The 23,691-nt window shown below is 67.5% G+C and carries 27 protein-coding genes; 10 read left to right on the forward strand and 17 right to left on the reverse strand.

Annotation, left to right across the window (positions count from 1 at the left end):
• Positions 1 to 46 precede the first annotated feature (46 nt).
• The 6 genes from E0L93_RS07475 to E0L93_RS07500 all read right to left on the reverse strand — a co-directional run bounded on the left by E0L93_RS07475 (position 47) and on the right by E0L93_RS07500 (position 5,173).
• A complete protein-coding gene (locus tag E0L93_RS07475) occupies positions 47 to 424 on the reverse strand; it encodes a Fur family transcriptional regulator (protein WP_165874230.1) in 378 nt (125 codons plus the stop codon).
• Between the two features lie 91 nt (positions 425 to 515).
• Entirely contained in the window at positions 516 to 1,337 is an 822-nt protein-coding gene (gene lgt / locus E0L93_RS07480) for a prolipoprotein diacylglyceryl transferase (RefSeq protein WP_132690529.1), read from the reverse strand.
• 18 nt (positions 1,338 to 1,355) lie between these two features.
• A complete protein-coding gene (gene mrdA / locus E0L93_RS07485) occupies positions 1,356 to 3,353 on the reverse strand; it encodes a penicillin-binding protein 2 (protein ID WP_132690531.1) in 1,998 nt (665 codons plus the stop codon).
• 74 nt (positions 3,354 to 3,427) lie between these two features.
• On the reverse strand, positions 3,428 to 4,051 hold the full coding sequence (locus E0L93_RS07490; protein ID WP_243638147.1) for a class E sortase: 624 nt from the start codon (positions 4,049 to 4,051) through the stop codon (positions 3,428 to 3,430).
• Positions 4,052 to 4,130: 79 nt separating this feature from the next.
• Complete coding sequence (locus E0L93_RS07495; protein ID WP_132690533.1) at positions 4,131 to 4,640, reverse strand: hypothetical protein; 510 nt, start codon at positions 4,638 to 4,640, stop codon at positions 4,131 to 4,133.
• Positions 4,637 to 5,173 (reverse strand): CPBP family intramembrane glutamic endopeptidase, encoded by a 537-nt coding sequence (locus E0L93_RS07500; RefSeq protein ID WP_132690535.1) that lies wholly within the window; start codon positions 5,171 to 5,173, stop codon positions 4,637 to 4,639. The genes E0L93_RS07495 and E0L93_RS07500 overlap by 4 nt, the downstream gene beginning before the upstream one ends.
• An 89-nt stretch (positions 5,174 to 5,262) precedes the next feature.
• On the opposite strand from E0L93_RS07500, the gene E0L93_RS07505 reads away from it, so the two are divergent.
• Positions 5,263 to 6,615, forward strand: a complete 1,353-nt coding sequence (locus tag E0L93_RS07505; protein WP_132690537.1) for a phosphomannomutase/phosphoglucomutase — start codon at positions 5,263 to 5,265, stop codon at positions 6,613 to 6,615.
• On the opposite strand, the gene E0L93_RS07510 is transcribed toward E0L93_RS07505, so the two are convergent.
• The 6 genes from E0L93_RS07510 to E0L93_RS07535 all read right to left on the reverse strand — a co-directional run bounded on the left by E0L93_RS07510 (position 6,612) and on the right by E0L93_RS07535 (position 11,186).
• Positions 6,612 to 7,322, reverse strand: coding sequence for a BON domain-containing protein (locus tag E0L93_RS07510; protein ID WP_132690539.1), 711 nt, complete (start codon positions 7,320 to 7,322; stop codon positions 6,612 to 6,614). The genes E0L93_RS07505 and E0L93_RS07510 overlap by 4 nt on opposite strands.
• Positions 7,323 to 7,401: 79 nt before the next feature.
• A complete protein-coding gene (locus E0L93_RS07515; protein WP_132690541.1) occupies positions 7,402 to 8,205 on the reverse strand; it encodes a DR2241 family protein in 804 nt (267 codons plus the stop codon).
• On the reverse strand, positions 8,192 to 8,947 hold the full coding sequence (locus tag E0L93_RS07520; RefSeq protein ID WP_132690543.1) for a CbiX/SirB N-terminal domain-containing protein: 756 nt from the start codon (positions 8,945 to 8,947) through the stop codon (positions 8,192 to 8,194). Before E0L93_RS07520 ends, E0L93_RS07515 begins: the two co-directional genes overlap by 14 nt.
• Positions 8,948 to 9,044: 97 nt before the next feature.
• Entirely contained in the window at positions 9,045 to 9,809 is a 765-nt protein-coding gene (locus E0L93_RS07525) for a potassium channel family protein (protein ID WP_132690545.1), read from the reverse strand.
• Between the two features lie 28 nt (positions 9,810 to 9,837).
• Entirely contained in the window at positions 9,838 to 10,725 is an 888-nt protein-coding gene (locus tag E0L93_RS07530) for a triphosphoribosyl-dephospho-CoA synthase (protein ID WP_132690547.1), read from the reverse strand.
• 5 nt (positions 10,726 to 10,730) lie between these two features.
• A complete protein-coding gene (locus E0L93_RS07535; RefSeq protein WP_132690549.1) occupies positions 10,731 to 11,186 on the reverse strand; it encodes a redoxin domain-containing protein in 456 nt (151 codons plus the stop codon).
• Between the two features lie 129 nt (positions 11,187 to 11,315).
• Between E0L93_RS07535 and E0L93_RS07540 the strand changes: the two genes are divergently transcribed.
• On the forward strand, positions 11,316 to 12,458 hold the full coding sequence (locus E0L93_RS07540) for a carboxylate-amine ligase (protein WP_132690551.1): 1,143 nt from the start codon (positions 11,316 to 11,318) through the stop codon (positions 12,456 to 12,458).
• On the opposite strand, the gene E0L93_RS07545 is transcribed toward E0L93_RS07540, so the two are convergent.
• Positions 12,455 to 12,730, reverse strand: a complete 276-nt coding sequence (locus E0L93_RS07545) for a 4a-hydroxytetrahydrobiopterin dehydratase (protein ID WP_132690553.1) — start codon at positions 12,728 to 12,730, stop codon at positions 12,455 to 12,457. The genes E0L93_RS07540 and E0L93_RS07545 overlap by 4 nt on opposite strands.
• Before the next feature lie 18 nt (positions 12,731 to 12,748).
• Entirely contained in the window at positions 12,749 to 13,528 is a 780-nt protein-coding gene (locus E0L93_RS07550; RefSeq protein ID WP_132690555.1) for a YrzE family protein, read from the reverse strand.
• Between the two features lie 141 nt (positions 13,529 to 13,669).
• Here E0L93_RS07550 and E0L93_RS07555 point away from each other — a divergent pair, with 141 nt between their 5' ends.
• From E0L93_RS07555 to E0L93_RS07575, 5 genes are all read left to right on the forward strand, one after another.
• Positions 13,670 to 15,040, forward strand: a complete 1,371-nt coding sequence (locus E0L93_RS07555) for a glutamine synthetase family protein (RefSeq protein WP_132690557.1) — start codon at positions 13,670 to 13,672, stop codon at positions 15,038 to 15,040.
• Positions 15,041 to 15,160: 120 nt separating this feature from the next.
• Positions 15,161 to 16,627, forward strand: a complete 1,467-nt coding sequence (locus E0L93_RS07560) for a leucyl aminopeptidase (RefSeq protein ID WP_132690559.1) — start codon at positions 15,161 to 15,163, stop codon at positions 16,625 to 16,627.
• Positions 16,624 to 17,265 (forward strand): MBL fold metallo-hydrolase, encoded by a 642-nt coding sequence (locus E0L93_RS07565; RefSeq protein ID WP_132690561.1) that lies wholly within the window; start codon positions 16,624 to 16,626, stop codon positions 17,263 to 17,265. The genes E0L93_RS07560 and E0L93_RS07565 overlap by 4 nt, the downstream gene beginning before the upstream one ends.
• Entirely contained in the window at positions 17,262 to 17,777 is a 516-nt protein-coding gene (locus E0L93_RS07570) for a MogA/MoaB family molybdenum cofactor biosynthesis protein (protein WP_207890373.1), read from the forward strand. The genes E0L93_RS07565 and E0L93_RS07570 overlap by 4 nt, the downstream gene beginning before the upstream one ends.
• A gap of 6 nt (positions 17,778 to 17,783) precedes the next feature.
• On the forward strand, positions 17,784 to 18,041 hold the full coding sequence (locus tag E0L93_RS07575; RefSeq protein WP_132690565.1) for a hypothetical protein: 258 nt from the start codon (positions 17,784 to 17,786) through the stop codon (positions 18,039 to 18,041).
• Positions 18,042 to 18,096: 55 nt separating this feature from the next.
• Here E0L93_RS07575 and E0L93_RS07580 read toward each other — a convergent pair whose 3' ends face one another.
• Both E0L93_RS07580 and E0L93_RS07585 read right to left on the reverse strand, forming a co-directional pair.
• Positions 18,097 to 19,125 carry a class I fructose-bisphosphate aldolase gene (locus E0L93_RS07580; RefSeq protein ID WP_132690567.1) on the reverse strand — a complete coding sequence of 343 codons (1,029 nt, stop codon included), beginning with the start codon at positions 19,123 to 19,125 and terminating at the stop codon, positions 18,097 to 18,099.
• Between the two features lie 100 nt (positions 19,126 to 19,225).
• Complete coding sequence (locus E0L93_RS07585) at positions 19,226 to 19,900, reverse strand: sortase (protein ID WP_132690569.1); 675 nt, start codon at positions 19,898 to 19,900, stop codon at positions 19,226 to 19,228.
• A 107-nt stretch (positions 19,901 to 20,007) separates the two neighbouring features.
• On the opposite strand from E0L93_RS07585, the gene E0L93_RS07590 reads away from it, so the two are divergent.
• The 3 genes from E0L93_RS07590 to E0L93_RS07600 are packed head-to-tail and all read left to right on the forward strand — an operon-like array spanning position 20,008 to position 22,391.
• Entirely contained in the window at positions 20,008 to 20,982 is a 975-nt protein-coding gene (locus E0L93_RS07590) for an ABC transporter ATP-binding protein (protein ID WP_132690571.1), read from the forward strand.
• A gap of 2 nt (positions 20,983 to 20,984) precedes the next feature.
• The gene (locus E0L93_RS07595) at positions 20,985 to 21,749 is read left to right on the forward strand and encodes an ABC transporter permease (protein ID WP_132690607.1); all 765 of its coding nucleotides are present in this window, start codon (positions 20,985 to 20,987) and stop codon (positions 21,747 to 21,749) included.
• Between the two features lie 15 nt (positions 21,750 to 21,764).
• Positions 21,765 to 22,391, forward strand: a complete 627-nt coding sequence (locus E0L93_RS07600; protein WP_132690573.1) for a GNAT family N-acetyltransferase — start codon at positions 21,765 to 21,767, stop codon at positions 22,389 to 22,391.
• Between the two features lie 6 nt (positions 22,392 to 22,397).
• On the opposite strand, the gene E0L93_RS07605 is transcribed toward E0L93_RS07600, so the two are convergent.
• On the reverse strand, positions 22,398 to 23,666 hold the full coding sequence (locus E0L93_RS07605; protein WP_165874231.1) for an alpha/beta fold hydrolase: 1,269 nt from the start codon (positions 23,664 to 23,666) through the stop codon (positions 22,398 to 22,400).
• Positions 23,667 to 23,691 lie beyond the last annotated feature (25 nt).

A 23,691-nucleotide genomic window follows, 5' to 3' on the forward strand; every position in this document is an offset into this window, starting at 1 on the left:
AACCCTCCTTCTAATTGAAACGGTTTTTCAATAGCGGATAAAATTTTTACCCCCGGCATCCTCCGCAGAGTCCGTAAACCTCCAGCCGGTGGAAGCTGACCTCGAAGTCGGAGGCCTCCCGTGGCAGCCGCTCTTCCAGCGGGCAGTCTTCGAACTCGCTGATGGCCCCGCAGGACTGACAGATGAGGTGGTGGTGATGATCTTCGGCGAGCTCGTATCGCGGCTTGCCGTCCCCGAGGTCCAGCCTGCGCGCCAGGCCGGAGCCGCAGAGCAGGTCGAGCGTGCGGTAGATCGTGACGATCCCCACGCCCGGGCAGCGGGCCTGGATCTCGTCCACGCTCTGGTGCCGGCCGGAGGCCAGCGCCTCAATCACAGCCAGACGCTGGGGCGTGGCCCTGTACCCCAGACCGCGAATCTTGCCCACCGTGGTTCGAAAACTCAGTCCGAATCCTCCTCTGATTGAAAAAATCTTTCAACTGGAGACGGTATCAGGCCCTGCTGGCGGCGTCAAGGGGTCAGGCTCCGGCCGGGCGGCAGCCCTTGGGGCGCGAGTGGCGCAGGAAGAGGATCAGGGCGAATGTGAGCGCCAGGATGCTGGAAACGAACAGGTTGCCGCGGAAATCTCCGATCATGAACGCCGGGTCTATGCGCAGCATCTCCACGAAGAAGCGGCCCACGGAGTATAGGGAGACGTAGAGCAAGAAGATGTCGCCGTCTTTGAGCCGGAAGGCGAATCTGCGGGCCACCCAGAGCAGCAGGAGGCCGACGAGCAGGTTCCAGACCGATTCGTAGAAGAAGGTGGGGTGGAAGACTGCTGCGTCCTCGAAGCCGGGCGGGCGGTTCTCGGGGGCTATGCGGATGCCCCACGGCAGGTCCGTCGGGCGGCCGAAGAGCTCCTGATTGAAGTAGTTCCCCCAGCGTCCGACGGCCTGGGCCAGGATGAGGCCGGGGGCCGCTGCATCGGCCAGCTGCAGCACGTTCACACCCCGCAGCCAGCAGAAGATCACGGCCCCGGCGAATCCTCCGGCGACCGCGCCGTAGATCCCCAGCCCCCCCTCCCAGACCCGGAAGACGCCCGCGAAGTCGTTGGAGTAGAGCTCCCAGTCGGTGATTACGTGGTAGAGCCGCGCTCCGACGAACCCCAGAGGGATCACGAAGAAGAGTGCATCGAGCGCCAGTGCCGGGTCGTGGCCCTTGCGCCGGAGCTCCCGGGATGCGACCCAGGTAGCCAGCGCTATGCCGAGCGCGATGAAGAGGCCGTAGTAGCGCAGGGCCAGGGGTCCGATCTCGAACACGACCGGCGAGGGTGGACTGGGCAGTGAGAGCAGCGCGTTCAACCTCGGGCTCCTCCGTTCCTAATCTTCGTCCTCGGCGGCGAAGATATCCTCCGGCGACTGCTCGACCCCGTAGTAAGCTTCGAGCACGTGCCGCACCACCGGGGCCGCGGCGATCTCGCTATGGCCGCCTTCTTCGATCATGGCCACGACCACCAGGGGGTTCTCCTGGTTCCGGGCCCAGCCCGCAAACCAGGTAACGGGGTCTTTGGGCTGCATCTCGCCCGTCCCGGACTTACCGACTATATCCAGCTCGGAGCCTTCAAAAGCGGGACCGGCCGTTCCGTCCGGTCCGGTCACCAGCTCCAGCCCCCGGATGGTCGCCTCGAAGTATCTCTCGGGGAGGTCCACCCGGCCCGCAGGCTCCGGCTCGAACCGCTTGACGAGCCGTCCGCTCTGGTCCCGGACCTCCAGCCCGACGTGCGGCGTGACGAGCGTACCGCCGTTCTGGATGGCGGCGTAGCCGCGCGCGATCTGCAGCGGCGTCACCAGCAGATCCCCCTGCCCGATCGAGAGGTTCACCCAGCGCCCGACGCTCCAGAGCTGATCGTCGGGCGTCGTCCCCCATTCCTCCTGCCATTCCCGGGTGGGGACCCGCCCCGGAGACTCGCCCGGCAGATCGAAACCGGTGTAGTCTCCGAACCCGAACTTCATGTAGTACTCGGGGAGCAGGTTCTCGTTATCGGTGCGCTGCCACATCCAGTCGGCGACCTGGTAGAAGAAGATGTTATTGGAGTCCATCAGGGCCTCGGCGTAGTTCTGGGTGCCGTGCGTGGTCCCCGTGCCATAGTTCTCCCGCCAGCTGCGCCAGCAGCCACCGACCGAGCCCGCGGGTCTCCAGCAGCCGCCGTCGTCGGTGACGGTGGTGGAGGGTGTAATCACGCCGGAGTCCAGGCCGGCTATCCCGGTGAACACCTTGAAGGTGGAACCGGCCGGGTAGTTGCCGGCGATGGCCCGGTTGGTGAAGGGGGAGTTGGCCTCCTCGGAGGTCAGGTACTCGTACTGCTCCATCTCTTCCTCGCCCGTGATGCCACCCACGAAGAGCGAGGGGTCGAAGGTCGGCCAGCTGGCCATGGCGAGTATCTCTCCGTTGCGGGGATCCAGCGCCACCACCGCCCCGCCGCTCCCGTTGTACCCCTCCTGCCGGGCGCGCTGCATGGCGGCCTGCAGCTCCTGTTCCGCCACCCGCTGCAGATCCATGTCCAGGGTCAGGTAGAGGTTGTTGCCGGGCTGCGGGTCGGTGATCCGGCTCGGCGCGTTCACACCACCCGGGCCCTGATTCACGATACGCCCCAGCGCGTCCACCTGGTACTCCTGGCTGCCCGGCTCGCCCCGCAGATACTCCTCGTAGGCCAGCTCGACGCCGCTGCGACCTACGATGGAGTCCTGCGGGAGCCCCCGGAAGAGCGGGGTCTGAAGGTCCTCCTGGGTTATAGCCCCGGTGTAGCCCAGCACGTGCGCTGCCAGCTCGCCCTCCGGATAGCTGCGCACCCAGTTGTTGCTGACCTGCACGCCGGGGAACTCCACGGAGCGCTCGCTGACGTAGGTGACGTCCTCCTTCTCGGCGTTCTCCTTGACCAGGATCGGGGCGTAGGCCGTGCTCGGTCCGCCTTCGATCGCGGCGTCGTAGCGCTCCAGCACCGCCTCGGGGTTCGCCTCCAGAACATTCGCCAGCCGCTCCACCTGCTCCCGCTCTATGGAGGCGGGTATCACCGAGACGTTAAGTCCGGGCCTGTTGGTCGCCAGCACGTCCTCGTTCCGGTCGTAGATCACACCCCGCTGCGCCGGGATGGTCACCGAGCGCGTCTGCGTGGCCTGAGCATCCGAGGAGTAGGACTCTCCGGAGAGGATCTGCAGATGCCAGAGCCTGAAGGAGAGGATGACGAAGATCAGGGCCACCACGACGGCCAGGACGACCACCCGCACCTGCATCTTTCCCTTGGTCACCCCGGCAGCCTGCGAGGAGCGGCGGTTGATCTTCTCCGCCTTCAGCTCCTTCGGTGTGGGCCACTTTATCACAGGCTGCGCCGCCTCCCCCTTCTTCCAGCGGGTGTCCGGGTTCTTATTCTTCTTGTGTGATCAGTCTAACCGCTCTAACTGACGTCCACCAGCTCGCCCCGCACGATCATACGCTGCGAGTAGTCCGGGAGGGTGCAGGTCTGGAGCGTGACGATGTTCTTGCCCGGCACGGGCTCGACCACGTGCACATCGGTCGGTCCGACGACCATCTCCTCGTAGACCTCGTAGGTGTACCGGCGGCCTTCGGCGTCGGTGAGGATTATCTGATCCCCCTTCTCCAGCTTGTCCAGGTCGTAGAAGGCCAGGAAGCTGTTGGTGTTGGGGTATCCGAGCCGGTGGCCGGCTATGTAGACGTTGGCCTCTTCCTCCCAAGGCCAGCCGGTGCCCTTCAGATGAATGGCGTGGTAGTCCCGGAGGGCCTGCTCGTCGTTGCCCGCGGCATCGGGAACGGTGACGCCGTTTATGCGGTCCATCTTGGGGACGGTGAGCTTTAGCGTGGTGTCCTCGGGGGCGTTGGCCGCCTGCTGCGGCTGCTCCTCCTCCGCGACGGTGGGGACGTTGAAGCCGGCTCCGGGATCCTCGCCCGTCCCGTTGCTGGCCACGTTCTGCTGACCGAAGAAAAACATTACCACCAGCGCAACCCCGGCTCCGACGAGGATGAGGCTGGCGATGCTCAGTATGACGCTCTTGAAACGCAAGTAGGCAACCCTCCCGATGCTGTCTCCTGAACTCCTGCGATTACGGCCGCGAATATTGTATCGAAAAAACCCCGCCCTACTAGCCCCCCACCTCGAACCACCGGCGGGCCACCTCCTCCTCTCCCCGGTACACGGAGAGGGTGTACCGTCCCTCCGGCAGCCTCCCGCCGCTCTCGGGAACCACCGCGAACCGCAGCAGCCCGGAGACGCCTTCCCGGCTCCGGATGAGCCGGTCGCCCGCTTCATCCACGACCCGGATGCCACCGAGCGGCCACGGCCTGAAGCCCTCTCGCCGGACCCGGGCTTCCAACCCGCCGCCGGCGTCCATCTCCCGGACGGTCAGGTACACGTAAACGGCCCGAGGCCGCCCCTCGAAACGCCGCACGTCCTCCTCCGGAGGATACCCGGCCCGCTGCGTGCTCAGCCGGAGATCTGCCACACCGCCGGTCATAAATTCGTCCCGGGAGCCGGTATCCCGGCCCGGCAAAAGCAGCGCGGCCGGGACGGCCAGGATCAGGACTATCACCGCCCCCGCGAGCAGGGGCAGGCCCCGCCGCTTCCCGGAGGTGGTGGTGTCCGGCAGCCTCACTTCCGGCTCCGCCGACGCTTCCAGAGAAGCAGCGTGGCGGCGTTGTGCAGGGTGTGCGCGAGCATGGGAGCCAGCAGACCTCCCGTCCACTCGTAGAGGAAGCCGAAAAGAAAACCGGCGGCCAGCGCCCACGCCGTCCAGATCAGGTACCGCCGGTCCGGACCGATGTGCACAAGCCCGAAAGCCACCGCCGCCACCACCAGCCCGAACTCCGGCTGCACCGCGCCACGGAAGAACGCCTCCTCCCCCACACCGCTGTAGACGGAGACCAGCACGAGGCCGAGCGGGCTGGCGCGGTCCACTATCTGGGGCGCGAGCTCGTCGGCCAGCCGCCGCAGGAGGGGGACCGCCCGGTAGAGCAGGAGCCCAAGCGCTACGGTCCCGGCGGCGGTGAGCGTTCCGGCCAGCAGGCTCAGCGCCGGGTCGTCCCCGATCCAGAGCATCTCCCGGCCGCGCAGGGCGTTCCAGGCCGCCGCGGCCACCACCAGCAGCCCGTAGAAGACCGCGGCGAGCTTTAAGAAGCGCGGGCTCATCGTCTACACTACAATCCCTCAGCAGGCGGCCGCATAAAGCGTTATTGTACTTGGTGCAGTCGAGAGAGAATCCGGAGGCCGGCAAGCGTATGGTTGACGAGACGATCTTCAAAGCCTACGACATCCGCGGCATCTACCCCGACACGCTTAACGAGGAGATCGCCCGGGACATCGGACGGGCCTTCGTCCACTCCTTAGGGCTTGCGGGCTCCCGGATCGTGGTCGGGCGGGACATGCGCATCAGCGGCGAGGCGTTGAGCCGGGCCTTCATCCGGGGGGTCACCGAGTCCGGGGCCGATGTGCTGGACCTCGGGCTCGTCTCCACCGATGCGCTGTACTTCGCCGTGGGGCACCTGGAGGAGCCGGGCGGGGCCATGATCACGGCCTCCCACAACCCCAAAGAGTACAACGGCTTCAAGCTGTGCCGGGAGAACGCGATCGCGCTCTCCGGCGAGGAGGGGATCTTCCGGATCCGGGACCTCATCCTCTCCGGCAAGCTGCCGCCTCCCTCCGACCACCCCGGCTCGGTGGAGACGGGCGACATCGCCGAGCCCTACGCCGAGCACTGCCTGACGTTCATAGACACCGAGGGGCTGCGGCCGCTGAAGATCGTCGTAGACGCCGGCAACGGCATGGCGGGCAAGATGCTGCCGCCCATCTTCGAGCGTCTGCCGTTCGAGTACGAGCCGATGTACTTCGAGCCGGACGGCACCTTCCCCAACCACCCGCCGAACCCCATCGAGCTGGAGAACATCGCCGAGCTGCGGCGGCGCGTGGTCGAGGTCGGCGCGGACTTCGGGGCCGCCTTCGACGGCGACGCAGACCGGGTCTTCATCGTGGATGAGAAGGGCGATCCGATCTCGGGCGACATGATCGTGGCCCTGGTCGCCAAGAACATCCTGGAGAAGGAGCCGGGCGCAACCATCCTGTACAACGCCGTCTGCTCCAAGGCGGTACCGGACCTGATCGAGCGCGAGGGCGGTGTCGGGATCCGCACGCGGGTCGGACACTCCATCATCAAGCCGCAGATGCGCGAGCACAACGCGGCCTTCGGCGGCGAGCACTCCGGCCACTACTACTTCCGCGACAACTACTTCGCGGACTCCGGGATCGTGGCGATGCTCACGGTGGCCGAGCTCGTAGCCCGGCAGGACGGCCCCATCTCAGAGCTTCTCGCCCCGATAGACCCCTACGTGCGCAGCGGGGAGATCAACAGCGAGGTGGCGGACCAGCAGGCAAAACTGAAGGAGATCGAGGAATACTTCGCCGCCAGAGGAGCGAAGATAGACCACCTGGACGGGCTCACCGTGGATATGGGGAGCTGGTGGTTCAACCTCCGCCCCTCGAACACCGAGCCGCTGCTGCGCCTGAACGTGGAGGCCGAGAACCGCGAGACGCTGGAGCGCGAGCGCGACCGCCTGCTGGAGATGATCCGGAGCTAGCCGTCCTCCCCACCGGCCCGCCGCTCTCTGGTCGGGCCCTCGGGGTTCACGGTGAGGAGGTTGCGGACCTCGCGGACGCCCTCGGTGTTGCGGGCGATCTCTTCGGCCGCCCGCCGGGCCTCCTCGGAGGGTGCCTCGCCCCGCAGCTCGGCAACCCCGTCATTGACCTGGACGTTTATCCGGGGCATCGAGGTCGTGCGGGGGTCGGTGCCGATCTCACTCCGGATGCGCTGCTCGACCTCCTCCGGCTGCTCCGGCACGCCGGCCACCTCTCTGCGGTGCTCCTCGCCGATCAGCGGCCCGGCCGAGGGGTCGGAGAAGCCGCGCTCGGCTCCCGTTACGTTCTCCTCCCCGGGCTCCTGATGCTCTTCGGAGTCCCCCGTATCAGAGGTCGTGCTGGAGCTCTCCTCCTCCTGGCGGACTCCGGCGGCAAAGCCCTCCTCACCGAAGGCCCCCTCACGGGCGCCCTGCGCTCCCAGCCGACCGAGGAGAACCCCGCCCAGGAAACCGAGGAGGGCCGCCGCGCCGTACTTCGACCAGCGCACCCCCGCGGGCTCGCGGGAGCTGAGCGCGCGCCTGAGTAGCCTGCCTTCGGCCCGGGCGGCCTTCTTCGCCCCCCACAAACCGGTCTTGGCGGCCTTGCCTCCACCCCATGCAAGCCACGGGGCCGGCTTCGCAGCCGCTCTGGTCTTCCTGAAGTACGCCATGCTCCGACACCTCCGTTAGGTCTCTGATCTCTTCTATCGCTGTTACCCGCAAGAAGGCGGAGGGAAACGTCCTGGGAGCTCAATCGGCCAGAGGTTCGCGCAACCGGGGAACGAGCGTCAGCGCCCGGTAGCGCAGCCTGCGCCGGTTGCCGGGCAGGCTGAACTCTCCCTCGCGCGCCGGGGGCAGCTCGCCCGCGGCCGCGGCCTCCACCAGAGCGGCCAGATCCCGGCGCTCGCTCGCCGTAAGGCCCGAGGCATCCCGCCCCTCGCGCTCGAAGAGGGTTATCTGCCGCGCGAACGAGATGAAGAGGCTGCACGGCTCGGGGCACGGAATCTCACCCTCCCCCGGCTCCATCTTCAGCGGCGTCCCGGCATCCACGCCCCAAAGAGGCCGCTTCAAGCACACTTCGTCCTCGCAGTGCGCCCGGGCTGCGGCCTGCACCCCTTCATCGGAGAGGTTCCGGACTATCTCGTAGATCCCGCTCTGCCGCCCCGCCGTCTCCCGGTAGTGCGTAACGGGCAGCCGGCCGGCGCGCTCCAGGTGCCAGTGCACGAGAGCCGCCGGATAGAGGTAGTTGAGAGCGGCAGCCAGCTCGCGCTCGTCCTCAACCCGCAACGTCCAGCCCCGGCGCAGGTTCGGCGAGGTCTTGAGCGGCCGGTGCTCACCCCCTTCGGTGGTCCGGGCTATCTCCCGGGCCGCGGCGGGGCCTGCGAGGGGCCGGAGATCTTCCCGGCCGGCGTCCGCTAGGTGCCGCAGCTCGTAGCCGTCTTCCGCGCGGCGGACCAGGAGCTGCCCGAAGCGCCGCCCCTCCCGGGAAGCGGCCACCCACTCCGCAAAGGCCTCCCGGGCCGCGGCGGCTACCGGCCGGTCAGCCCCGGACAAGGGCCAGCTCCCGGGCGCGGGCGGCGATGAGATCCGCCATAGCCGGGTGCGTCCCGACCGGGGCGCCGTAGTAGATGGTCTTGTCCGGGCGGCGGGTCACCTCCCCGGTGAGCTCCAGATCCTCCGGGATGGTCTCCTTCGTGTGCCACCCCTCGGCCACGAAGACCGGGATGACGACGACGTGCCCGGCCGGGATGTTCTCTACCACGTCCACGATCTCGGGCTCCTGGTCCAGAAACCCGACCTCTACCAGGTCGTAGACGCCACGCTCCCGGATACGGCCGGCGTTGAGGTAGATGACGCCGCTGCTGTTCTGGTTGCGGTCCGTGCCGTGCCCGAGCAGCACCAGAGCCCTCCGGCCGCCGGAGAGGTCGTGCCCGGCGGTGAGGTCCGCAGCCCGCTCCAGGATCACGTCCGCCATCAGCTCGAACGTCCCCAGCGGCCCGGCGTAATATACGGTCTTGCCATCCGGACGATGCGTCACCTCGCCCTCCAGCCCCAGCTCACGCGGGATCACCTGCTGCGTGAAGTATCCCTCGGAGATGAAAGCCGGAACGACGTACACCTCCCCGGCCTCCACGGTATCCAGCACGTGCCGCATGGAGGGCTCCTCCTTCCAGAAGCACTCCGCTACCTCGTCGTACTCGCCGGAAGCCCGGATGCGCTCGGCGTGCTCGTAGACCGGCAGGCTGGAGTCCGCGTTAAGGTGTGAACCGTGCCCGACTATTACCAGAGCCTTCAAGGAGCCTCCTTCGCGTATACCACGAACCCTTGCAGAGAGATTCTAGCGCAGCCGCCGCCAAAAGCCGGGTATCCGATCATGGCCGGACCCGGAAGGCTCAACCTTCGTCCGAGATTCCGGCCTCGCTCGCGCGGCGTAGACGCTCCAGAGCCCGGTCCTGCTCGTCCAGCCGGCGCTCCAGCGACTCCAGTTTCCGCATGATGTCCCGGGCGGTCACCTCTTCCGGCTCCTCCTCCCAGGAGGCCCCCTCGACAAAGAACGCGGCGAGGCCGGCCGTCAGAACGCCGAAGAGGGTTATGCCGAGCACCATCAGAAAGACAGCTATGATGCGTCCCTCGCCCGTCACCGGGCTTATGTCGCCGTAGCCGACGGTGGTTATGGTCACGAACGCCCACCACAGAGCGTCGGCGAAGTTCTCTATCTCCGCGTTGGCCCGCCGCTCGAAGGCCAGCATCAGCAGCGCCGCCGTGAATACCGAGAGGGCCGCAACGGCAGCCACATAGGCGCCCCGGTAGCGCCCGAGCAGCCGCCGCAGGCCGCTGAGGGTCCTGAGGAAGAAGGGAAGGAGCATCAGCAGCCTCAGCGGCCGCAGGAAGGGGAGCAGGACGATCAGAACGGAGAGCCAGTTGCGGCGCAGGTACGCGAGCCGCCGCTCAGCCGCCCAGACCCGCACCGCCAGCTCCACCGCGAACACCGCGATGATGACGAGCTCCACCGTTCCCAGGCTCGCCCGGACGAATCCCGGGACCTCCGGCAGGAACCGGGCGATGATCAGCAGTAGATAAACGAACGCCAGCAGCAGCATGATGGGCTCCGTGCGGCGCTCTATCCGCTCTACCCGCCTCTCTCCCCGGTCATCCACATCTCCACCTACACTACCACGGCCGGAGCTACGGCTGCAGGGCCGGGCGCACCCGGTAGTTCAGAAACTCCGCACCGTTCTCCACGGCGGTCAGGAAGGCTGCGGCCGCAACCACCGGCTCGGTGGCCGAGGGATAGAGGCGCGGGTCGGAGCGCAGCAGGCCGTTGAGGTTGGAGATCTGCTGCACCCCTCTGCGGGAGTAAACGCCTCCGGCCTTGAGCACACCGCGCGCCATGCGCGAGACCTCCTCAGCCTCCTTGCGCCCGGCGCGGGCCTCCACGTCCAGATCCGGAACCTCGGCCAGAACCTCCAGGTACGCCTGCACCAGAGCCGAGCGGATCGCCTCGGCGCGGCCGAGAGCGCTCATCAGGGAGGGGTAGGCGAGCTGCCGCGTGACCTCGAAGCCCCGGGAGTACTCACGGGCCAGCGGGTCGCGGTTCGCCGCGAAGCGCATTGCGTCCCGGAGGGTGGCCTCCTTTCCGGCCCCGAGCGTCACTTCGATGGCACCGGCCAGCGCTCCGCCGGCTCCAGAGACCTCCAGCGCCCGCGCGAAAGCCCGCACGTCGCGGTGTGTGAGGCGCCGCAGCACGAGCCCCAGCCTCTGTCCCAGCAGCGCGCTGCGGGCCAGCGGAGCCAGAGCGCCTGCGACCCGCAGGTCCGCAGAGCCGGTCAGCCTCCGGGCCGCCGTCACCGCATCCAGCACCACCTCTCCCACGGCGCGTTCTCCCGCATACCCGAGCGCCGCGCTCAGCAGCGGAACCCCGAGCAGGCGCGTCTCGTGCGCCACGTCCCGGTCGGCGTAGCGGGAGCCGCAGCCGGGCATCGGAGCGCTGTAACAGAGCGTCAGAGCCGTGGTGGCGGCGGAGGAGACCTGCCCCGGCGAGACCCCGGGCTCCGGTTTCCGCTCCCGGTCCATGCCCCCTACAGCACCGCGTCCAGATCCTGCAGGACCTGCTTCAGGTCCGGCCGGTCCTTCGGTGTCTTCTCAACGCGCCGGGCCCGCACCACGCCGGAGCGGTCCACAACGAAATACGCCCGGTCCGGGAAGCCCTGCTCACGCAGCACCCCGTAGCTGCGCGAGACCTCCTTGTTGAAGTCCGCCAGCAGCGGGAAAGAGATGCCGCGGGCCTCCGCCCACGCCCGGTGCGACCACGGAGAATCGGTGCTCACGGCGAGCACCCGGACTCCCCGCCGCTCGAACTCGTCCAGGTGCTGCTGGATCTCGTCCAGCTGGTCGGTGCAGACGCTGGACCAGTCACCGGGGTAGAAGAAGAGCGCGACATCTCCCTCCTTCAGGAAGTCGCCAAGCGACACCCTGCTCTCCCAGCTGTCCGCCGGCAGGGTAAACTCCGGAGCCTTGCTTCCCACCTCTACCATCTCAGCCTCCTCTCTCCATCTCAGTCCGATGCAGCGGATATTCTACTGCGCCCGGAAACTCTCCCGCAGCAACAGGTAGAATCTCTATTATTTGACGATATCTGTCGGGCATACGTGCGAGGGAGGGCTTTGAGCAGCTCTACGGAAGAGTTTCTGGTCCCCGAGGAAGCGTTCGAGACCGGCGCTCCGGAGGGTATGCTGGGAGTCGAGGAGGAGCTGTGGCTGGCGCACCCGGAGTCCATGAAGCTGGCCGGAGGAGCGCAGAAAATACTGAGCGGTTCGCCGGCGGGGCGCTTCTCGGGCGAACTCATCGACTGCGAGATAGAGGTCAACAGCGGCGTGCACCGCGAGCCGGCCTCCGTGGTGAGGGACGTCGCGGACCGCCGCCGGGAGCTGCTCGGCTGGGCCGAGCGCCTGAGCCGGGTGCTGGGAACGAGCGGGACGCACCCCATCGGCGAGTGGCGGGAGCAAGAGATAATAGACACCCCACACTACCGGCGGCTGGAGGAGCGGCTGGGCTGGATCATCCGGCGCAACAACACCTTCGCCCTGCACGTCCACTACGCCGTGCAGGAGAAGGAGAAGGCGGTCTACCTCTTCAACCGGCTGCGCGAGTACGTACCCCACATGCTGGCCCTCTCGGTCAACTCCCCGTTCTGGCAGGGCGAATACACGGACATGCTCTCCAGTCGCACCTTCGTCTTCTCCAGATCCCTCCACCGAGCCGGGCTCCCCGAGCCACTGAGGTCTTGGGACGACTACCTCAAGTACGTGGACTACCTGCAGCGCTCAGGCACGATACTGAAACTGGGTGAGATCTGGTGGGACATCCGGCCCCATCCCGTGCTCTCGACGATCGAGCTGCGCGCCTTCGACGCCCAGACGGAGCTGTGGCGCACCGAGGCGCTCATAGCTCTGGGCGCGGCGCTCTGCGACGTGCTGCGCGGCGAGTACGAGGCGGGCGAGCTCCGGCCCGTGCGCCCGAACCGCGAGATAGAGGAGAACAAATGGAGCGCCCAACGCTACGGGATGGAGGGGGTATTGGTAGACCACGAGACGCACGAGGGCATCCCCACCCGCCGGGCGCTGGAGAGATTCCTGGAGTACCTGCAACCGGCCGGTAGGGACCTCTCCGGCGTGGAGCGCATTCTGGACGAACCCGCCGGCGCCGAGCGGCAGCTGGAGGTCTGGCGGGAGACCGGCTCCCTGGTGGAGGTGGCCCGGGACATCGCCCGCCGTACCCGGGAGTTCCCGCCCGCCGGGCGGCCCTAGCCGGACTCTATCCGGCGGGCCAGCTCGAAGTCCCTGTCGGTCAGACCTCCCTCAGAGTGCGTGGTCAGGGTAAGGGTGACCCTGTTGTACCGGATGTCTATGTCCGGATGGTGGTTGGCCGACTCGGCCAGCTCTCCCACGCGGTTTACGAATTCCAGCGCGGCCCTGAAGTCCTCCAGCTCGTAGGTCTTGGTGATGAAGTTCTGCGAGACCTCCCAGCCGGGAAGCTCCCGCACCCGGCGCTGCGCCTCGTCGAAGGGTATCGTGGCCAACCCGAGCCTCCTTCCTCTCTAGGTCGTGTAGTCTATGCGGGTGTGGAAGTTGCTCCCGGCGCGCCCGCCCAGGAAGCCTCCCAGCAGAGAGACGGCCAGCACGCCGACCAGGATGCCCAGCCCCACAAATCCGGTCCCGGCCAGACCGCCGACCGCCGGAACGACGGTACCGGCCACGAACTGCTGGACGGCCCCGAAGAGCTCGCCCGGCAAGAACGCCGCCGCCGCGCCGAGCACGATGCTGATGAGCAGCCCCCAGACGACGACCATAGCCCCGTTGCGGCCGCCGTCGAAACGGGCCATGCGCCCGGCCACATATCCCCCCGCGAAGTAGCCCGCGAAGAGCAGCACCCCGATGATTATCAGGCCCGTGATCGTGGTGGCTCCTAAGTCCTCCGCCCCGATATCCAGCGTGAACCCCAGCGGGATCAGGACCACGCTCGCGATCAGCGAGAGAAAACCCAGAACCACCCCGGCCACGATCCAGCCGACGAAGCTGGCCAGCCAGTCCACCCCGCCGTACAGGTCCCGCAGGCGGGCGTGCCGCTCCTCGGCGGCCTCCAGATATCCCCGGGCGGAGTAGGGACGCGTGTGAGACTCCTCGTCCCCGGAGCGGATCACCCGGGTTCGCTCCTCATCCGCATCTCCGCGCGGGATCCGCTGCGTCCGGTCCGCATCACCCTCCGGTGAAACCCGGCGCGTCGTCTCCCCGGTCTCGCCCTCGTCCAGCGGCCCGCGCCGCCGGCGCTCCTCGGGTCTTTCGTCCATGCGCTCTCCCCCGTATCTCTGGGTCGCCAACGCTTCCGTCTCCGGCCCTACCCCGGATGCCGAGGATGCCCGTATCCCCGCCTTTTGTACATCCGGCCAAAATACCGGGGAGAAAGCCCTTCTCCGGTTATACACCGGGCCGTATCCGCCCGGGACTGCGCCCCCTATTATATGGGATATCGCTGCACCGGTCGCAAAGGAGGAAGACTTTTGGCGGAGTTGAGCAGAGAAGACGTTCTCCGGCTGGCCGAGGAGAACAACGTCAAGTTCATCCGGCTGTGGTTCACGGACATTCTCGGCAACCTGAAGAGCTTCGCGATCACTGTCGGGGAGCTGGAGGACGCCCTGGACGGCGGGATGGGCTTCGACGGCAGCTCCATCACCGGCTACAACGACATCGAGGAGTCGGACATGATCGCCATGCCGGACACCTCGACCTTCCAGCTATTCCCCTGGAGCCCGCGGGAGAACGCCGTCGCCCGCATGTTCTGTGACGTGCGCACGCCGGAGGGGGACCCGTACGTCGGCGACCCGCGGCACGTCCTGCGCCGGGCTCTGGAGCGCGCCAACGAGATGGGCTTCGACAACTTCTATGTCGGGCCGGAGCTGGAGTTCTTCTATTTCAAGGACCCCTACGGCACCGAGCTGCTGGACTACGGCAGCTACTTCGACCACACAACGCTGGACGCTGCCACCAACCTGCGGCGCGACACGGTGCTCGCGCTGGAGAAGCTGGACATCAACGTGGAGTACTCCCACCACGAGGTCGGCAACAGCCAGCACGAGATAGACCTGCGCTACGACTCGGCGCTGGAGATGGCGGACAAAGCCATGACCTACAAGACGGTCGTGAAGGAGATCGCCCAGCGCCACGGCGTCTACGCCACCTTCATGCCCAAGCCGATCCAGGACCAGAACGGCTCCGGCATGCACACCCACCAGAGCCTCTTCTCGAACGGCAAGAACGCCTTCTTCGACCCGGACGACCAGTTCTATCTCTCGGACGTGGCCAAGGCGTTCATCGCGGGCCAGCTGCGCCACGCGCGCGAGATCTCGATCATCTTCGCCCAGTACGTAAACTCCTACAAGCGGCTCGTGCCGGGCTACGAGGCCCCGGTCTACATCGCCTGGAGCCGCCGCAACCGCTCGGCGCTGGTGCGTGTCCCGCTCTACCACCCCGGCAAGGAGCAGGCCACGCGGGCCGAGATCCGGTGCCCCGATCCCGCAGCTAACCCCTACCTGTGCTTCGCCGCCCTGCTGCACGCGGGCCTCGAGGGGATCGAGCGCGGTTATGAGCTTCCGGAACCGATGGAGCGCAACCTCTACCACCTCTCCCACGACGAGCGGCAGCGGCTCGGCATCCAGAGCCTCCCCGCCTCCCTGGGAGAGGCGATTCAGGAGGCCGAGGACTCCGAGCTGCTGCAGAAGTGCCTCGGGGAGCACATCTTCAAGCGCCTGCTGAACCTCAAGCGCGACGAGTGGGAGGAGTACCGCATACAGGTCACCCCCTTCGAGCTGAAGAAGTACCTGCCCGTCCTGTAGGCACCGGATGGGAGGGCGCGGCCTCCGCGGAGGCCGCGCCCTTCGCCGTCCCGGCGCTCAGTTCACGTATAATCAGCCGTGGTTTGAGGGCAGAATCTCTACTCTGGAGAGGGTGATCGCATGGTAGAGATCGATGCGTTATCCGCCGGGCTGCGGAGCGTGGAAGCGGAGCTTCTGGCCGTCGGGGTCTTCAAGGGCGAGGACGCGCCGGAGGAGATCCGGGAGCTTGCGGGCGATGCCATATCCTCGGGAGACTTCTCCGGCAGGGAGGGCGAGACGCTCCTCATCTACAGCCGGGGAGCCATCTCCGCGCCGCGCCTTCTGCTCGTGGGGCTCGGGGAGCGGGCGAGGTTCGACCGGGAGAGGCTGCGCCGGGCCTCCGCCACCGCGGCGAAGAAGGCCCGCTCCCTGAAGCGCGAGAGCGCCGCCTTCGCCCTGGCAGTACCGGAGGGTGAGGGTACAGAAGACGCGGCGCAGGCCGCGGCCGAGGGGGCCGCGCTGGGGCTCTACCGCTTCGACCGCTACAAGACGAAGGAGGATGATGAGCCCGCAGAGCTCGCCAGCTTCACCCTCGTGGCGGACGACGCCGGAGCTGCGAACCGCGGTGCAGAGATCGGAGTGAAGGTGGCAGCGGGAGCGATGCTGGCCCGGGATCTGGCCAACGAGCCCGGGAACGTCGCAACCCCGACCTACCTTGCGGAGAGAGCGCAGGAGATCGCCGGCCGGTACGGTATGCAGACGACCGTCCTGGACCGCGCCGGGGCCGCCGAAGAGGGGCTGAGCGGGCTTCTGGCCGTGGCACGGGGCTCGGAAGAGGAGCCGCGCTTCATCGTGCTGGAGCACCGCAGGGGCGGGGAGAGCGCGCCGGTCGTGCTCGTCGGCAAGGCCGTCACCTTCGACTCCGGCGGCATCTCCCTCAAGCCGCACAGCGGCATGGAGGAGATGAAGTACGACATGGGTGGCGGTGCAGCGGTGCTGGGCGCCATGGAGGCCGTCGGCGCTCTGGGGCTGCCGCTGAACGTCGTCGCCATCGTGCCGGCCACCGAGAACCTCCCGAGCGGTAAGGCGTACAAGCCGGGAGACGTCATCCGGCTGCACTCGGGCAAGACGGCCGAGATCGTCTCCACCGACGCGGAGGGGCGCATGATCCTGGCCGACGCCCTCTCCTACGCCCGGCGGTACGAACCGGCGGCGGTCGTGGACTGCGCGACCCTCACCGGCGCATGCATGGTAGCGCTCGGGCACCACGCCTCCGGCCTGATGGGCAACGACGAAGACCTCATCGCCGAGGTGCAGACCGCCGGGGAAAAGAGCGGCGAGCGGGCCTGGCCGCTCCCGCTCTTCGAGGAGTACACCGAGCAGATCCGAGGCAACACCGCCGACATCAAGAACTCCGGCGGCCGCTTCGGCGGCGCGCTTACCGCCGGGGCGTTCCTGAAGGAGTTCGCGGACTACCCGTGGGCGCACCTGGACATCGCCGGCACCGCCTGGCTGGAGGAGAGGGCCAGGAACGCCTACACCCCCCGCGGTGCCACCGGGACCCCGGCACGCCTGCTGGTCGAGCTCCTGAGGGGGAGGGCGGCATGATCCTGGAGTCTCTGGTGGTCGGGCTCTTCCAGGAGAACTGTTACGTCTTCGGCGACGAGGAGAGCGGGACCGGCGTGATCATAGACCCCGGCGACGAGGCGACGAGGATAGCGCTCGCCGTCGAGCAGACGGGGCTGGAGATAGAGAAGATCCTGCTCACCCACGCCCACATAGACCACATCGGAGCCGTGGCCGAGCTGGCCCAGGAGTACGCCTGCCCGGTCCTGATCCACCCCGAGGCCGAGCCGATGCTCCGGCAGGCCCCGGCCCAGGCCGTGATGATGGGCATCCGCTTCGGCAAAGCTCCGGAGGTAGACGGGTACATGCAGGAGGGCGAGCCCGTGGAGGTCGGCAACCTCTCTCTGGACCCGCTCTACACCCCGGGCCACGCGCCGGGCCACCTCTCCCTGTATTGCGCAGACGAGGGCCTCGTCTTCGCCGGGGACGCGCTCTTTGCGGGCAGCATCGGGCGCACCGACCTGCCCGGCGGGGACCACCAGACGCTGCTCGCCAGCATCCGGGAGAAGCTGCTTGCCCTGCCGGATGAGACGCGGGTCTATCCCGGCCACGGTCCGTCGACCACCATAGGAGATGAGCGCAGGAGCAACCCCTTCCTGGCAGGAGGTGCCGCATTTTGAGCGAGAGCGTCCGGCGACACCGCGAGGCCGCCCCGGAGAGCGTGCGGGTCGCGGTGCTGACCATCAGCGACACCCGTACCCCCGAGACCGATACCGGCGGGGACACGATCCGCAGGCTCCTCCAGGAGGCCGGCCACGAGATCGCGGGCAGTGCCATCGTCAAGGATGAGGCGGAGCAGATAGAGGCACGGCTGGACGAGTTTTTGGCCGATCCCGGCGTGGACGCCGTGATCACCACCGGCGGCACCGGCATCTCCGCCCGGGACACCACCTACGAGGTGGTAAGCCGCAAGCTGGACAAGGTCCTGGACGGGTTTGGCGAGCTCTTCCGCGTCCTCTCCTACGAGGAGGTGGGCGCGGCGGCGATCCTCAGCCGGGCCACGGCCGGGTCCGCCGGCGGCAAGTTCCTCGCCTGCCTCCCCGGCTCCGCCAACGCCGTGCGGCTGGCGATGGAGAAGCTGCTCGTCCCCGAGATAGCGCACGTAGTCTTCGAACTGAAGAGGCACAGGTGATACGGCATGGAACGTGATCCTCTGACCCCCGAGATGGACGCCCTCTGGCGGAGGCTCTGGGAGATGTGGCAGGAGAACGACGAGTCCGACGTCATCCTCGACGCCGGCCGGCTGGAGGAGATCGAGGCCGAGATCCCGGAGCTCGAAGGCCGCATCAAGACGGCGCTGGCCTATCTGCAGCGCGCCCGCTACATCCAGTACCGCAACGGCCTCGTGGACGGCAACCTGGAACCCATCGTCTACGACGTGTACGAACCCCGCTAACAGCGCGGCCGGCCCTCTGCAGAGGGCCGGCCGCAGCGTCGCGGAGCGACATCCTCTAAGCCGCCAGCTCCTTCTCCAGCTCCTCACTGTAGCTGCCGGAGCGGGCCGCGCTGTTCATGCGGGCGCGGTGGCGGAAGATCTTCTGTGCCTCTGCCACCTTGTCCGGGTTGCCCGCCCAGGTCTCCATCGGGCCCTGCTGCAGCGCGCGGGCGTAGGAGAAGCTGAGCTCCCACGGCAGGTTGTCGTACAGGCGGTTCATGGCGTTCAGGTGCTCCGTGGCCTGAATGTCGGTCTGGCCGCCGGAGAGGAAGACGATGCCGGGGACCGCCGCCGGGACGCTCCGCAGCAGGCACTCGACAGTCATGCGGGCGACCTCCTCGACTCCGGCCTGCTGCGGGCACTGCTTGCCGGAGATCACCATGTTCGGCTTCAGGAGCATGCCCGAGAGCTCGACCCCGGCCTCGTAGATGTACTCGAAGGTGCGGTTGAGGGTCCACTCCGTGACCTCGTAGCACCGCTCGATGGTGTGGTCGCCGTCTATGAGCACCTCGGGCTCCACTATCGGCACGAGCCCGGCCTCCTGGGAGAACGCCGCGTAGAGAGCGAGCCCGTGGGCGTTGGCGCTGATGCACCGCTCGGTGGGGATGCCCTCGCCGATGGTGATCACGGCCCGCCACTTGGTGAATCGGGCCCCCATCCCCCGGTACTCCTCCAGCCGCCCGCGCAGCCCGTCGAGCCCCTGTGTGAACTTCTCCTGCGGCGAGAGCGGCATGGCCGTAGTGCTCTTGTCCACCTTGATGCCCGGGATGACGCCCTGCTCCCTGAGCACCTCCGGCATGGGCCTGCCGTCAGAGGTCTGCTGCCGGATCGTCTCGTCGAAGAGGATGACGCCGCTTAAGTACTCGCCGATGCCCTCGGTAGTAAACAGCATCTCGCGGTACGCCCGCCGGGTATCTTCGGTGGACTCGACGCCGACGGCCTTCAGGCGCTTCTCAATGGTTCCGAAGCTCTCGTCGGCTGCCAGGATGCCCTTGCCCGGCGCCACCAGCGCCGTCGCAGTCCGGTTCAGTTCTTCCTTGTTCATGGTGCGCGATCCTCCTCTCTCCAGCACTCGCTACGGCCGAACGTACCGGATCATGTTACACAATTTTAGTATCCCCGGAGCGTCGGGGCAGAGAACGTCTCTATGCGGCGTCCACCGAGACCAGCTCGCCGCGCACTACCAGCCGGTACTCATAGTTCGGACCGACACAGGTCTGCAGCGAGGCCACCGTCTTCCCCGGGACGGGGCTCGTCACCCACACGTCGGTGGGGCTGACGGTCAGGGTCTCGAAGACCCGGTAGGTGTAGCGGTTTCCTCCGGCGTCGGTGATGTAGAACTCGTCCCCGATACCCGCGTTCGGCAGGCCGGCGAACTGCATGTAGCTGCCCGTCCCCACGTAGCCGAGTACGTGCCCGGCGATGTAGGTGTTGGCCCCCTCCTGCCACGGGAAGCCGGTCTGGGGGAGCTTGATCGCTCCGTGGTGCAGGGCCGCCGGATCGCTGGTGTTCTGGACCAGGTTGTCGTAGATGCCGGCCGCCGGGAAGGTCAGGGAGAGCTGGTCGGAGCCCGGAGGCACAACGGAGGCGAGAAGCCCCTCGCTCTGTAGCCGCCGGTCCTCCCTGCGGTCGCGCCCTTCGTTCTCTCTCTCCGGCCCTTCTTGCGCCAGCTCCAGCGGAGTGGCCGCAGCCGGCTGCGAGAGCCGGGCCACGGAGATGTCCTCCCTGTGGGAGACGCCGATGAGGAAGGCTGCAAGCCCGGAGATGGCCAGCAGCGCGACGAAGCCCAGCGCGTAGAAACCGAAGCTCTTCCCTTGCATGTCAGGGAGTATACTCGAGATCGCCGCGCAATGGCAGGCACCGGCTAAGAGATTTGTTCCTCCGGGGAGCCGGAGGGTATACCATATGGGGTCGTGAATCTCTTCGGATGGTACACGGCAGGGGCGCAAACCCGCCCGCAGCGAGGGCCGGGACGTTGACCCCCGTCTCGCTAAAGGCCCGCGGCCTCCGGAAGGCCTACGGGGAATTCGAGGCCGTCAAGGGCATAGACTTCGAGGTCTACCGGGGTGAGTGCTTCGGGTTTCTGGGACCCAACGGCGCCGGCAAGACCACGACGATGAAGATGATCTACGGCGTCGTCATCCCCGGCGGGGGCGAGCTCAGCGTCGTGGGGCGCGACGTGCGCCGGGATATCCGGGAGATCAAGCGCCGCATCGGCGTCGTCCCGCAGGAGAACAATCTGGACGAGGAGCTCACGGTCCGGGAGAACCTGCTGGTCTACGGCCGGTACTTCGATCTGCCCCGCAAGCTCATCCGGCGGCGCGTCGAGGAGCTGCTGGAGTTCGTCCAGCTCTCCGAGAAGTCCGGCGAGCGGGTGGAGCACCTCTCCGGCGGCATGAAGCGGCGGCTGCTCATCGCCCGGGCGCTCGTGAACGCGCCCGAGCTGGTGGTGCTGGACGAGCCGACCACCGGGCTAGACCCGCAGGCGCGGCATCTGGTGTGGGAGAAGCTGCGGCAGCTCCGCAACGGGGGCACCACGCTCATCCTCACCACCCACTACATGGACGAAGCCGCCCAGCTGTGCGACCGGCTCGTGATCATGGACAACGGCAACATCATCCGGGAGGGGGCGCCGCAGCGCCTCATAGAGGAGAACACCTCGCCCGAAGTGCTGGAGTTCCGGCCCCGCCCGGACCGCCTGGAGGATCTGCAGCGGCTGCTGGAGACCGAGGCCGAGCACGTAGAGCGCAGCGCCGACCTCTTGCTCGCCTACACCCACGACTCGGACGCGCTCATGCAAGCGGTACGCCGGTCCGGAATAGAGATAGAGAACACCCTCTACCGGCGGGCGAGCCTCGAAGACGTCTTCCTGCGCCTGACCGGGAGGAGGCTGATCGAGTGAGGATGCACTGGCCCTCCCTGCGGGGGGCGTTCCGGGTCTGGCAGCGGGATGCCACCATCTTTAAGAAGTTCTGGAAGCCGGCCCTGATGCCGAACTTCATCGAGCCGTTCTTCTACCTGGCCGCGCTGGGGCTCGGCCTGGGGGCCTTCGTGCGGGAGATCGACGGCCAGGACTACCTGCAGTTCATCGGCCCGGCGCTGCTGGCGAGCAACGCCATGTTCGCCGCTTCCTTCGAGAGCACCTACAACACGTTCGTGAAGCTGAGGTTCGGCAAAGTATACGACGCGATAGTAGCCACACCGGTCAACGCCGAGGACATAGTGGTGGGCGAGTACCTGTGGGCCGGGACGCGCGCCCTCCTCTACGGCACGGCCTTCACGCTCGTGCTGGCCGTGCTGGGGCTGGTGCACTCCTGGTGGGCGCTTCTGCTGCCACCGTTTCTGTTCCTCGTGGGCGTGATGTTCAGCGTGATGGGGACGCTCTTTACCAGCCTCATCAAGAGCATAGACTTCTACGCCTACTACTTCACCCTGGTCGTCACGCCCCTGTTCCTCTTCTCCGGGATCTTCTTCCCCGTAGACGGCTTCCCGACGCCGGTGCCCGAGATAGCCTGGATGACCCCGCTCTACCACGCGGTGAACGTGACCCGCGCGCTGGCGACGGGTCCTTCGCCAGAGATCCTGGTGGATGTGGCCTGGATAGTGATCTTCACCGCGGCGCTGGCGATGCTGCCGGTGCGGCTGATGCGGCGGCGGCTGATCAGCTGATACGATACTGACCGCATGACGGTAGCAGACGGAGCATCGTTCACCGTACGGCCGGCCCGGCCGGAAGAGGACGCCGCGATAGCGAGCCTCGTGGTCGAAGGCTTCCTGGACAAGTTCCACCCAACCTTCGGCAGGAAGATGGACCGCTCGATCCGGATAATGGAGGACTGGGTGCGTCTGGAGCGCACCTGCGCGGGAGCTTGCTCGCTGGTCATAGACTCCGGCACCGAGATCGCCGCCACGCTCGGCATCCGGGAGCACGGAGCCGACGATCTCGCTCTCTCGCGCGAGCTCTGGCGCTCCCTCAGGCGGCACCTGGGACTCCTGTACGCTTGGCGGGCGGCGCTGCTGCTCTCCTACCCCCGGCACGAGATCCGGCCTTCGGAAGCCTACGTGGAGCGTCTGGTCGTGGCCCCCGCCTACCGGCGCTCGGGAATGGCCCGGACCCTGCTGCGGGCCGCCCAAGACTGGGGCCGGGAGAATGGCAAGGACACGCTCGGCCTGCAGGTGAGCGGGAACAACTTCCCGGCACTCAGGCTCTACGAATCCCTGGGCTTCCGGGAGACCTCCCGGCAGCGCTCGCTCATCACGGGCGTGGCACTGGGCATAAGGGAATGGCTCTACCTCGAGAAGCCCGTGTAGAACGCGCTAACGCTCACTCGCTCCGGAGTCGCGGCGCCTCCTGTCCCGCGCACTCCGCAGCCTCTCCGAGAGCTGGCGCATGAACTCCGAGCGCTCCATCTCCTCTCCGGGCTTCCTGTCGCTGTCCGGTTCGCCCGCGCGCGCCTCACCCTCTTCGGGCTCGCGCTCCCGGCGGGGTTCCTCGCGCGGCGGTTCGGGCTCCTCGCCGGCAGCCTCCGGCGCTTCGGGCTCCGGGCTGCGCCTCCTGCGGGGATCGCTCAGGTTCTGGAAGAGGTCGTCGTCCACGAAGCTGTAACCCCCGGGACGGCGGGGCTCGCCCTCCGGCGCGGGAGCGTTCTCGACGGGATACTCCGCGGTGTCCCCCTCCCCGGAGCCCCCGAGCGCGGAGGCGAGGTGCTCGACGAACTCCTCCGGACGCTCCAGCATCGGCAGATGCCCGCAGCCCGGCATGAGCACGACCTCGGAGTTCTTGAGCGTCCGCGCCCAGTCGACCGTGGCCGCGGGGTCCACGACCGCGTCCTCCTCTCCGGCCAGGATAAGAGCCGGAATATCCAGCAGCCTGGCCTGCCGCGTGAGCCGCCCGCGGGTGAGCTCGCGCCGGGCGGTTCTGTAGGTCCGGAGCACGGCCGCCGGGGTGGGCCTGCCCGTGGCCTCGATCAGTTCCCCGGTCAGGGCGGAGGGATCCGAGACGAACGGCCGGAGCCACCACTCCCTGATCTGCGGGACCAGACGCGCCACGGAGTAGAAGACCGGCCCGACAACCGGCAGCGTCGAGAGCCACAACAGGTTCGGAAGATCCATCTGCTCCTCGCTCGCCGGAGTGGCGACCAGAACCAGCCGGCCCACGATCTCGCGGTGATCCGCCGCCAGCTTGACGGCCATCGCCCCGCCGAGATCGTGCCCGACCACCGTCACGCCGGTGAGGCCGAAGTGCGCCGCGAAGGCGTACAGCAGCCGGCTGCCGTTGCGGATGCCGTACCCGGAAGCGGGCTTGTCCGAATCCCCGAAGCCCCGCAGATCCAGCCGGTAGACCGTATGCTGCCGCTCCAGCGCGCGGGCCACCGGTTCCCAGAGCTCCGAGGAGGTCATCCAGCCGTGTACCAGCAGCACCGGCGGCCCGCCACCGCTCACCCTGTAGCGGATCCAGGCGCCGTCCAGCTCCAGATACTCGCCGTCGGAGAGGTTCTGAACCTCGTAGGTCCTCCTGGTGAGAGCGAAGGCCGCTGCTAAAAACACGGCGATAATGAGGAGGATTATGAAGATTGCACCGCTCACAGCATCCATGATAACTCACCCTCGC

The organism is Rubrobacter taiwanensis (assembly GCF_004337705.1).
In the GTDB taxonomy this organism is placed as follows: domain Bacteria; phylum Actinomycetota; class Rubrobacteria; order Rubrobacterales; family Rubrobacteraceae; genus Rubrobacter_C; species Rubrobacter_C taiwanensis.